An 11,907-nucleotide genomic window follows, 5' to 3' on the forward strand; every position below is an offset into this window, starting at 1 on the left:
GAGTGAGAATCGCTAAGGCGAAGTGGAGACGTGCGCATATGGAATAATATAGGTGGTTGATGCCTCACCTTTGTTTTCGCATGCCCTTGCTACGATCCCCAAGTCACCGGCTACTACAAGTCTTCTTCCCTCACATTTACCATAGGGTGAAATCCTGCGAATTCATGAGTCTGAGTGAGGAAACTTAATCATTTTGAGGGAGTTTAAGTACATTTCTTCATAATTTTCAAAGTGATATTATCAAAATTTCCAATAAATAAAAAAAAAAAAAAAAACACTCACCTCTTAAAATCTATAGAGGTGAGATGTTTTTAATCAAACTTTATTACAATTTATCAATCTTTATTAAAATAACTTCAATCAATACTCTTCTCTATTCCACAGTCACACTCTTCGCCAAGTTTCTTGGCTTATCCACATCATTGCCACGTGCCAAGCTTGCATAGTAAGCAACAAGCTGCAATGGCACTACAGACAAGGCAGGAGACAAGCGAGACAGCGTAGCTGGCAGTACGAACATGCCATCTACCGCCTTCTCTACTGCAGCAGCATTCGCTTCGTCAGTAATCGCATAAACGACACCGCCGCGCGCCTTCACTTCCTTAATGTTGCTCACTGTCTTCTCAACAAGCGCAGTCTGTGTAGCCAGTGCGATGACAGGTACTCCTTCTTCGATCAAGGCAAGTGTGCCGTGCTTCAATTCACCCGCTGCATACGCCTCGGAATGAATATATGAGATCTCTTTCAGCTTCAGCGATCCTTCCAATGCTACCGCATAATCCAGACCACGTCCGATGAAGAACATATTGTCGTGCTTCGCAATGTCCTCTGCAACCCGCTTCAGCTCGTCAGATTGCTCCAGAATGCGCTCCACCTGCTCCGGCAATGCCTGCATCGCAGCAATTTGCTCACGAATCCAAGCCTGATCGTGAAGGCCAAGCTTTTCTGCCCAGTACAGGCTGAATATCATGAAGGCAACAAGTTGTGATGTGTACGCCTTAGTAGAAGCAACCGCAATCTCAGGCCCTGCCCATGTGACGATAGTATCGTCTGCTTCACGGGCAACCGAGCTGCCTACTACGTTCGTAATCGCCAGAACCGTCGCACCGCAGCGTTTTGCTTCACGGAGTGCTGCGAGTGTGTCTGCTGTCTCACCAGACTGGCTGACAACAATAACAAGCGTCTGTGGTGTAATAATTGGCGAACGGTAGCGATACTCCGAAGCGACATCTGTCTCCACGGGAACGCCTGCACATTGCTCGATCAGCGTACGTCCGACAAGACCTGCATGATAAGCAGTACCGCATGCGACAATATGCACGTTGCGAATTTCTTGTAATTTCTCTGCAGTCAAATGCTTCAACTCAGGAAGCTTGATTCCACTGCGATCTTCTTGCATTCTACCGCGCATCGTGTCGCGATATGCCTTGGGCTGCTCATGAATTTCTTTGAGCATGAAATGGTCGTAACCGCCTTTTTCCGCAGTCAACACGTCCCAATCGACAACAATCATTTCCCGAGAAATAAAATTCCCCTCTAACGTCATCAATTCGACAGCGTCCTTAGTCAGTACGGCCATTTCGTTGTCGTTCAAAATATACACTCGACGCGTATATTGCAAAATCGCCGGAATATCCGAACCGATAAAGTTCTCGCCTTCTCCAATACCGATAACTAACGGACTTGCGAAGCGAACAGCGACCAGCTTATCCGGTTCATGCTCTGTCAGGACAGCCAATGCATAAGCACCGCGCATACGCGCTGTAGCCTTCTGCACAGCCTTCACAATATCTCCGTCATACTCTTGAGCAATCAGATGAGAAATGACCTCTGTATCCGTCTCTGAACGGAATACAACTCCGGACGCGATCAGCTCTTCCTTCAGCTCCATATAGTTCTCGATAATACCATTATGAACAACAGAGAACTTCATCGATGCATCCGTATGTGGATGCGAATTCTCATTCGAAGGCTTGCCATGTGTCGCCCAGCGAGTGTGGCCAATGCCTACCGAACCTTGCAGCGGCTCATCCTCCAATTGAGAAGCAAGGACAGCTAATCTACCTTGTGCCTTGCGCACTTGCAAGCCTTCCGGTGTGAATACAGCAATGCCAGCAGAATCATATCCACGATACTCCAGCTTGCCCAATCCTTCCAACAACACCGCTTGAGAATTTCTAGCTCCAATATATCCGACAATACCACACATAATATAGACCTCCGATTATTCGCGGCCTCTCCAGTTGGCGACGTCGCACACAGAAGTCCATGCCTCATAAGCGTGAGTGCATAGCATTATTGGATGACTTATAAAGTTCAATAAGCTCATGGATAACGAGGGAAGCAGCCTAATTTGTAATAGCCTACTTCGCCAAGCAGCACAACAAGCAAGCTTGGACTCTGTGTGCTCTGTCCATCCACGAGACAGCCCGATTCTTAGTAGTTAATTGAGTTAAATCTTAATGGCAGCGATAATCAGCTGCATTGTATCTCCAAATGGATACGCCTTGACTATGCAAGTGTATCTCCATCTCATTATCAAACATACCTGCGTAAGCATGCGTTGTCAGGAAAGTCGCCTCTCCTGCATTCCGCTAATGCTCTTACGGTGCCGGTAACACACCGGGAGGTCCCCGCCGAACATTTCGAACACCTCCACCTCGTCCACTCGCTGCAATGGCCGATTCAGCAGCAAGCGCTGGCGCTTCTTGAACGGTTGCCCGTTACATTGCCAACCTCACAATCCTCACTTTCTATATGTGAATCATCTTCTAATTTTCTATTTCCTATCTTCCTTACGAAGAGGACTAGCTCATCCTCTAGCATAAGCTGTTCCTGCATCATACACCGGCTTCTTGGCTGAGCTTCCAGGCATCGGCTTCGCCTTATCCACTCTGTATTTGCGGAACATGTTCTTACATTATATTCACTTTAGCCATTTTCCGCAACAATGCTACAGAAAATAGGAAGAAAGCCGCTTACCTGACAACGTCAAGCAAACGGCTCTGAACAAGTCCTATTAAGCTAGTTCTTTCTGTACAACCTCTACAATGCGGTTTACATATCCCTCTACAATATCCGACTCAGGGCCTTCGGCCATAACACGTATCAGGGATTCTGTCCCGGATGGACGAACGAGCACGCGACCATTGTCACCCAACTCCTGCTCAACTTCCGCAATCGCCTTCTCGATAGCTGCATTGCCTTGGTATTTCGATTTATCCCCAACACGCACGTTCACCAGCACTTGCGGGTATTTGCGCATAAGCGACTTCGCTTCACTTAAGGATTGGCCATTTGCCTTCAAGTTAGCAACCAATTGGATACCAGACAGCATGCCGTCCCCTGTAGTATTGTAATCCAAGAAGATAACATGTCCGGATTGCTCACCGCCTAAGTTATAATTACCGCGGCGCATTTCTTCCATAACGTAGCGATCACCAACTGCCGTCTTGGCTGTATTCAATCCGTGCTTCTCAGCACCCTTGAAGAAGCCAATGTTGCTCATGACTGTTGTTACAATCGTATCACTATTCAAACGACCAGCCCGCTTCATTGCATCGCCGCAAATGAGCAGAATGAAGTCGCCGTCAACTTCCTCGCCATGTTCATCAATGGCAATCAAGCGATCCGCATCGCCGTCAAAAGCCAGACCCAAATGAGCCTTGTGGCGCAGCACTTCTTCTTTCAACATTTCCGGATGCGTTGAACCGCAATGATCGTTGATATTCAGACCTGTTGGCTCAGCGCCAATGGCGATTACTTCTGCACCAAGTTCACGGAACAAGCGTGGTGCCAGCTCATAAGCAGCACCGTGTGCACAATCGAGCACAATACGCATACCATCGAAGCGTTGATCAACGGTTGACTCCAAATACTCTACATAGCGCCACTTCGCATCCGTATCCACTGTAACCGTACCGAGACCTTCGCCAATTGGACGAGGAAGCTCATCTTCAGCAGCATCCATTAGCTGCTCAATTTCAAGTTCTGTCTCATCAAGCAGCTTGTAGCCGTCGCTGCCGAAGAACTTAATCCCGTTGTCCTGAACAGGGTTATGGGAGGCAGAGATCATAACCCCTGCGTCAGCACCCAATACACGTGTCAAATATGCAACAGCTGGTGTAGACAACACCCCAAGCTGGATGACATCTGCACCAATTGACAGCAAACCTGCTGTCAATGAAGCCTCAAGCATACGGCCAGATACACGCGTATCCATCCCGATAACCACCTTCGGTTTGCCTGATGCCTGCTTCGTCAGTACATAGCCTCCACAGCGTCCAATTTTAAAAGCAAGTTCCGCCGTCAATTCTTGATTCGCTACACCGCGTACACCATCAGTACCAAAATATTTCCCCATCGTTCGCTTCTCCTTCATGCTGCCATCAATCAATATGATCTGCTGTAGTTAGCACCTTCGATCATACATCCATCCTGTGCAGCATCTATTCTCACGTCGTAAATTTGATTTTTCATTATTCTATTCGTCAATTCATAGATGTCACACATCTCTAGTTGGAATGTTCCACTGATCCGTTCACCGCATCGGACGGTGTTCCTTCCGCTTCATTCGAGGAAGGCGGATTCTCATGAGTGTCGGTCGATGGATTGCTTGGATGCCCCGTCTCATTCTGGGTTCCTGATGTCGAGCCGTTGCCTACTTCTTCTGGGATCGAAGTAGGAGGCTTTGGATCAGGCAATGTCGTTACGGGCGCTTCCGTATCCTTAATCACGACCTTGATCGTTAGTGGAGTTGAATCCACTCGTCGAACGAACCGAGGTAAATTTACCTGCAAGTTCACTGTATGCTCACCAGGAGGCAAGTCATTCACATTCGCAATCAGCTGAATGTCACTTACCTTCAGCGCATCAATCAGATTCGGTGCGCCAACAACAATAACGTCCATCTTGCGGGAAGCCGGTTCCGCAATTGTCGTCTCCAATCGGTCATTGTCGCCCGTTAGTGTAATAGGAACGTCCGTTATCGTACGCTGTTTTACACCCGAAATTTGCAATTCGACAGTAATCTCACTCGGTTCTATTTTCTCAATGTTCGCAGGCGGCGTCAATTGTACCTTTATCTTATACGTCCCAGCAGCTTCAAATTGGCGCAAATCGACTTGTACATTATCCAAGTATTCGATCTTATCCAACGCTTCCTGAGGGCCGTACAGGGTCACCTGATTGACATCTGGAGACAAGGCTGACACAGCAAGTCCTTCCGCTAATTGTCCAGTCAAATTCACTTGGAGCGGTACGGTCTTGAATGGCTTCGTGATCGGTACTTCGACCTCGACAAAAGATGGTGTCAGGACTGCTCCCTCCACTTCATCGCCTCTCGCATTATACGCCGTCAACTTCACCCGCTTCGTGATGACAGACTCATTCGCCTTATCGACACTTACTGCACCTACTATCGATTTTACTTCAGCCATACGAGATGCGGGAAGCGTTACATGGACCCGGTTCGAAGGACGCACAATTGGAGTGCCTGCCTTATATCCTTTGGCAGGGGTTCCTTCTGTTTGTACCTGTACTTCGTACTCCTTCGTCTGCACATCCTCCAGCTCAATCGTTGCACTGCTCGGTTCCATCGACATCAAGTCAATTCCAGTCGGCAACTCATGACGGAGCTGTACCACATGTTTCCCCTTCCCATAGCCTGTTAAATCAAGTGTTACTTTATAATCTTCTGGCAATGCAGAAGCAATCGCTGTCCGCTTGCCTCGAACCTGTATACGAACCTTATCCGGCCGTATGGATTTAATTACCTGCTGCTTCGTATCCAATCCGACAATCCGTACTTGCACGTCATCAATCCAGCGAGATTCCATGAGCGGCTGCGGAGAAGTCGGCGTTGTATCGTCTTTATGTACGACAGCGAATAGAAGCACACCTAATACTAACGCGATAATCTTCGCTGCATTATTATTCATTAACCACTTATCCATGATGCTCACCTTTTCGTTTCCAGAACATTTTTAGTTCTTTCTTCGCCTTCGGCTTTAACTCATCGAACAGCTTGGATATGAGTGATTCTTCCTTAATATCACGCACAACTTGTCCATTGATAGCAAGGGACACTTGTCCTGTCTCCTCGGAGACGACAACAGAAATCGCATCACATACTTCACTGATTCCAATAGCTGCCCGATGTCTTGTCCCCAATTCCTTACTGATAAATGGATTCTCGGACAACGGCAAATAACAAGCTGCTGCTGCAATTTGGCTGCCTTGTATAATAACTGCTCCGTCGTGCAGTGGTGTATTCGGGATAAATAGGTTAATGAGCAACTCTGAGCTAATACGGGAGTTCATGGCAATGCCTGACTCCGTGTATTCATTCAACCCTGTCACACGTTCGAAGACGATGAGTGCACCGATCTTACGACGTGACATATAATTAACTGCTTTAATAAGCTCGCTAATAACACGAGCCGTCTCATCTTCCTCTGCTACCGCGCGTCCACCGAACATTTTCCCTCGACCCAACTGCTCCAATGCTCGTCGCAGCTCAGGTTGAAAAATAATTACGATCGCAAGAACCCCGAACGTAAACATTTGATTCATAAGCCATTTCAGCGTATACAAATCAAACCACGTACTGATCGCCCAAGTCACAACGAGGATAAAGATCCCCTTCAGCAACTGGACAGCACGCGTTCCGCGGATGAGCACAAGTAGCTTATAAATTACATAACTAACGATTAAAATATCGATGATATTCTTGATCGTGTCTTTCCACGACATGTCCGCAAAATAATTCATGCAGGTACCCCCGGCGTTCGTTTCCCCTGATAAGATCCTGATGAGAAGATGAAGCACCTCTCTATGTATAACTATAACCTTTTCGTCTTGATGAAGCAAAATTTATATCCCATTCTTATCCATCCTTACAAAAAAGCCCTCCTGCAATAGCTGCAGGAGAGCCTCGGTACAACAGATACGGATACTGTCATTCGTTATGGCAACGACGGCCCCGTGCCGAACAAGTTCGTAAGCTGGTACCACATCCAGCTTAGTGCTTCGTCAATTTGGTGAACCGATCCCGAAATATTTGCCGTAGATGCTTGATACAGCTTCCCGTCAATGACGGTTACATCGCCCTTCACTTTGCCGTACACTTCTGCGACTCCGTTATGAATCGTTAAGTTACCTGATATTACTTTATCCGAAGGCACGATGACCTTATTATTCTCTACGACAACTCCATTCAGATCAGCGCCCTTAACCATAAGCTGCTTATCCGCATTCCACATACTTAGCGCACTTGTCATCATAACCAACACAAAGACGGCTGCGACGGTAATGGCTGGGTGACGTTTGACCCATAGCATGAACGCACTTTGCTGCTTCGGCTTCGGTATAACGCTCATGACCCGTGCCGTCAAATCATCCGATACAGGCTGCACTCGGTGATTGAAGCTGTACAGCAGAGTATCCATCTCCTCTAACTGACGAAATCGTTCGCGGCAATCCGGGCATGCAAGCATATGTTCTTTCAATTCGAGTGCATATTCCGGTGTCAAATCGTCATCTAGTAAATCATGCATTAATGAGACGGCTTGTTTGCAATCCATTTGAGCCAATCCTTTCATGGAGTCTCCAATCAGATACGATGGCGCATCCTACATTAAGAAGGATGACCCTATCTGGGACGTATCGTCATGCACCGAAGTCTTTCCCAACATTCTATACATTTTCGTTAGGGCTCATTCGGCTTGTTATACGATACGACTTGAATGCAAAATAGTTTCACTCTTTAGCCTGCTATTTTTTATCAGATTTTACGTTCCAGCTTCTTGCGGAGAAATTCTCGTCCCCGGTGCACCCTCGTTTTGATCGTGGTCACAGGCATATCCAGTACATCGCTAATTTCCTGCAGCGACATATCCTTTAAGTAACGAAGCACCATCACGGTCTTATATTTTGCAGGGAGACTCTCAATCGCCTCATGGACCATTTTCTGAGTCTCGCTTACAAGCAAGTATGTCTCAGGTGTACGATTATCGCTAGGGATCATCGCATACCCGTCAATGCCCTCCTGGTCATTCATCTCTGCATCAAGGGAATAATTCGGCTTCCGTTTGCGCAAGCGATCAATACACAGGTTCGTTCCGATACGATAGATCCAAGTCGAGAACTTCTGAGTCTCATCGTAACGATCCAAATTGCGATATACACGCAGAAATGTATCTTGTACCACATCCTCTGCTTCATGCCGATTGCTCAGCATGCGATAAGCAAGATGGAATATTTTATCCTTATATAAATCGACAATCTCGGCAAACGCTCGCGTATCCCCTTTTCGAGCTAATCTCACGAGCCGTTGTTCTAGCGTATCCAAGCGGTCTCCCTCCATCCTCACTGCTCTTATGCCGATGTCTTCTCAATCATTGCACCTCAATGACAATGCCGGACATCGTAAGCAGGAATGCGAACCTTGGGAGCAACGTATCTTACTGTGCTCACGATCATTCACCGAATTCAGTGAATGAACAATGGCTCATTCGGGAAGCCTTGTTCCCTGCCTGTCGCTGCCCTAGGGGTGCGAGTGTGTCAATGCAGAAGCAATGCTGCTCTTCTTTGCCGACGCACTCTTTCCTATGTGTAAACACAGGAAAAGTCGAGCCTCGATCGCTCAAGACTCGACTGCATCGTCGCTACTTCGTGCTGTTTACGTATCGACGTAGCCTGCGGAAATCGATCATTCCGACATTATCAACCTGTATTTCGAAGCCCTGCTGCAATACCGTTAATCGTAAGCAAAACTTCCCGCAGCAATACCGCATCATCCTCTTCGTTCTCACGAAGCTCGCGCAGTTCTGCTAGCAGTTCCACCTGCATATAGCTGAGCGGATCCACGTATGGATTGCGCAAGCGAATCGATTCCTGGATGACAGGAACATTGTCGAGAATATCCTCTTGTCCGGTAATTTGCAGGATTAACGAAGAGGTTAATTTGAATTCTTCCTCAATTTGCGTAAAAATACGCTCGCGAATGGTTTCGTCCTTAATCATGCCTGCATATTCCTTGGCAATGACAAGATCCGCCTTCGCAAGTGCCATTTGCAAGCTGTCGATCATAGACTGGAAGAAGGAATAATTCTGATACATATGGCGCATTGTTTCCATATTCTCTTCCTTGCCTTGATAGAAGCTCTGCAATCCTGTTCCTGCTGCATACCACGCAGGGAGCAAGTACCGGCTCTGCGTCCATGCGAATACCCAAGGGATCGCACGCAAGTCTTCGAAGCGGTCACTGTTCTTCCGCTTCGACGGACGTGAACCGATGTTCAGTTCACCGATCTCTGGAAGCGGCGTAGACTCCTTGAAGAACGTCATGAAGTCTGGATCACGGAAGATCAGATCCTGATACTTCTTCAGCGAAGCCTGGGAGATGCTCTCCATGAGCTCCTTCCACTTCGATTCATACAGATCCGTATGCGGCGTACGAGCCAGCGTAGCCGCTTGTATAAGTGCCGAAGTAGCTTGTTCCAAGCTTCGGTAAGCAATACCTTGTACGGAATAGCGGGAAGACAATACTTCACCCTGCTCCGTAATCTTGATGCCGCCACCAATCGTGTGTGGAGGCTGAGCCATAATACTGCGATTCAATGGCATACCACCACGACCAAGTGCACCGCCACGACCATGGAAGAACTTCAATTTCACATCGTACTTCTTCGCAGACGCCGTCAGTTCCTTCAGAGCCATACGAAGCTCCCAGTTCGCTGTAAATGCACCGCCGTCTTTGTTGCTGTCTGAGTAGCCAAGCATGATCTCCTGCAGATCATTCATTGCTTCAACAGCACTGCGGTATATCGGCAAATCAAACAACGTCTTCATGATCGCAGGTGCGGCATGAAGGTCGTCGACAGTCTCGAAAAGCGGCACAGCCTGCAATGTGCAGTGTACTTTGCCTTTCTCTTTGCGGAACAAGCCTACTTCCTTCGCCAGCAGCATGACTTCAAGCACATCGCTCGCTGCCTCCGCCATACTGATCAAGTAGCTTGTAATACATTTCTCACCGAATTCCTTCTGTGCATCATAGACGATACGATACACATTCAGTACTTCAGTTGTAGATTCACTATATTGAATATATTCCGATATCAATGGACGAGGATCATTCAGCAGGCGATTAAGAAGCTCAATCTTCTCCTCTTCGCTCAAGCTGCTGTAATCGTCCACGATGTTCATGTTAGCCAAAATTTCAGTCATCGCATTTTCATGCTCTTTACTATGCTGACGAATATCAAGTGTCGCCATGTGGAAGCCGAACAGTTCTACTTGACGAATCAGTTTCTTCACATACGTGTCTGATACATAATCTGCGAAGTGGTGGCGCAAGCTCCGGTCAATAATTCTCAGATCTTCCAAGAACTCAAGCGGATTATTGTAACGCTGTGCTGTCCCCTTCGTCGACTCATCCAGTATATTATTCAACTTCTCGAACATGTAGATTAACTTGATACGATACGGTTCCTTCTCATTGTTCCAGTATCCCGCATGCGTCAATGTCACATTGCGGCTGTCCTCTGCAATCGAGGAAAGCAGCTCCTCAGACACAGATACAATTGTAGTACTGAAGCTAAGCGTACGGAATAAGGACTTCAATCTCTCCTCGTATTTGCGAATCGCAAGAGTACGCTGCATCTTCAATGTTTCCCATGTTACATCATGGGTAACCGAAGGATTGCCGTCACGGTCGCCACCGATCCAAGAACCAAATCGAAGGTAAGTAGGCACATGCCATCCTCCGGATGGATAGTACTTATCCAGGCAGCGTTCCAATTCATGATATACATCTGGCAGAACATCGAACAGTGTCTCGTTGAAATAGAATAAGCCGTTGCGCACTTCATCGAGTACAGTTGGCTTACGATCACGCAGTTCATCTGTTTGCCACAGTGTAATCACTTCGTTCAGCAGCTTATCTCGCAATTGTTCACGCTCACGGTGTGTCAGAGTTGGATTATCCAACATTGTGACATCATCAGCGATGCGCTTATGAATATCGAGAATGGCCCGACGCATCGCCTCAGTCGGGTGCGCCGTTATGACAAGTTCCAAAGAAATGCTTTCAATAATTTCTTGCAATTCTTCTTCGGAAACTTTACGCTCCTTCAACTCCATGATCACACTTTCGATCGATCCTGGTTGAATGCTTTCACCTGCAGAGCGCTCATAATCGCGTTTGCGACGGATCCGATGATTCTGTTCTGCAATGTTCACTAACTGGAAGTAGATAGCGAATGCACGAATCACTTGATGTCGGATTTCGGGGTTCAACGTATTGATGAGTTGCTTAAACTCCTCATACAACTCGGGTAAAAATACGGCACGCAACGATTTGCTAAGCTCGCGGATCTTCTCCACAATGTTAAGCAATTCATTACCACCTTGATGGACGAGCACTTCGCCGAGTATATTACCCAGAAAACGAACGTCCCGCCGCAACATATTGTTGGAATTCGTCTTGTTTGCGGTTAACGTTAGATCAGTCATTCGTCTCCCCCTATCTCACAATTCAGTACAGTCTGTAAAAGACTTTCTTAACATCATACTACAAATTGAGACGAAAATCTTTACTTTTCATTGAAAAAATCGCACGTTTCAATTGTATCCCCTTACATTGGTTCGGGTTTACAATGGATCGTTATCTTGATATCGCTAACCTGTATTTTTAGCCTTAAACAGCCTGAAATGTATGTTCATCATCCTACTCATTATGTTTCATGTAGAGCCTATAATTCATACATGATCGTCTAAATATGAACTGCGAACGCAGCTATTCTCAACAAAATAAAAAAAGCCTTTCGGCGTCGATTTCATTCTGGTTAATGAAACGGGAATACTCCGGTCGCTTATCGTGCCTCCTATTGTCGGCACCACACGTCC

7 protein-coding genes are annotated in these 11,907 nt (G+C 46.9%); all 7 read right to left on the reverse strand.

Annotation, left to right across the window (positions count from 1 at the left end; all coding sequences use genetic code 11):
- Window positions 1-373: 373 nt before the first annotated feature.
- A complete protein-coding gene (gene glmS / locus BP95_RS0115885; RefSeq protein ID WP_021255715.1) occupies window positions 374-2,209 on the reverse strand; it encodes a glutamine--fructose-6-phosphate transaminase (isomerizing) in 1,836 nt (611 codons plus the stop codon).
- Between the two features lie 810 nt (window positions 2,210-3,019).
- Window positions 3,020-4,363, reverse strand: a complete 1,344-nt coding sequence (glmM, locus tag BP95_RS0115895; RefSeq protein WP_021255714.1) for a phosphoglucosamine mutase — start codon at window positions 4,361-4,363, stop codon at window positions 3,020-3,022.
- Between the two features lie 151 nt (window positions 4,364-4,514).
- On the reverse strand, window positions 4,515-5,954 hold the full coding sequence (locus tag BP95_RS0115900) for a CdaR family protein (protein WP_021255713.1): 1,440 nt from the start codon (window positions 5,952-5,954) through the stop codon (window positions 4,515-4,517).
- Window positions 5,947-6,771: a diadenylate cyclase CdaA gene (cdaA, locus tag BP95_RS0115905; protein ID WP_021255712.1), complete on the reverse strand. Its 825-nt coding sequence runs from the start codon at window positions 6,769-6,771 to the stop codon at window positions 5,947-5,949. The genes BP95_RS0115900 and cdaA overlap by 8 nt, the downstream gene beginning before the upstream one ends.
- Before the next feature lie 194 nt (window positions 6,772-6,965).
- Complete coding sequence (locus BP95_RS0115910; RefSeq protein WP_028532705.1) at window positions 6,966-7,583, reverse strand: zf-HC2 domain-containing protein; 618 nt, start codon at window positions 7,581-7,583, stop codon at window positions 6,966-6,968.
- 200 nt (window positions 7,584-7,783) lie between these two features.
- Window positions 7,784-8,350, reverse strand: a complete 567-nt coding sequence (gene sigW / locus BP95_RS0115915) for an RNA polymerase sigma factor SigW (protein WP_021255710.1) — start codon at window positions 8,348-8,350, stop codon at window positions 7,784-7,786.
- A gap of 374 nt (window positions 8,351-8,724) precedes the next feature.
- Window positions 8,725-11,514, reverse strand: a complete 2,790-nt coding sequence (gene ppc, locus BP95_RS0115920; protein WP_021255709.1) for a phosphoenolpyruvate carboxylase — start codon at window positions 11,512-11,514, stop codon at window positions 8,725-8,727.
- Window positions 11,515-11,907: the final 393 nt, after the last annotated feature.

Source organism: Paenibacillus sp. UNC217MF, assembly GCF_000686865.1.
Lineage (GTDB): Bacteria > Bacillota > Bacilli > Paenibacillales > Paenibacillaceae > Paenibacillus_B > Paenibacillus_B suaedae.

What these genes read in the sequence shown, in the direction of transcription:
- cdaA (WP_021255712.1), bottom strand. Translation starts at nt 6,771, where the DNA reads ATGAATTATTTTGCGGACATGTCGTGGAAAGACACGATCAAGAATATC.
- glmS (WP_021255715.1), bottom strand. Translation starts at nt 2,209, where the DNA reads ATGTGTGGTATTGTCGGATATATTGGAGCTAGAAATTCTCAAGCGGTG.
- ppc (WP_021255709.1), bottom strand. Translation starts at nt 11,514, where the DNA reads ATGACTGATCTAACGTTAACCGCAAACAAGACGAATTCCAACAATATG.
- BP95_RS0115910 (WP_028532705.1), bottom strand. Translation starts at nt 7,583, where the DNA reads ATGGATTGCAAACAAGCCGTCTCATTAATGCATGATTTACTAGATGAC.
- BP95_RS0115900 (WP_021255713.1), bottom strand. Translation starts at nt 5,954, where the DNA reads ATGGATAAGTGGTTAATGAATAATAATGCAGCGAAGATTATCGCGTTA.
- glmM (WP_021255714.1), bottom strand. Translation starts at nt 4,363, where the DNA reads ATGGGGAAATATTTTGGTACTGATGGTGTACGCGGTGTAGCGAATCAA.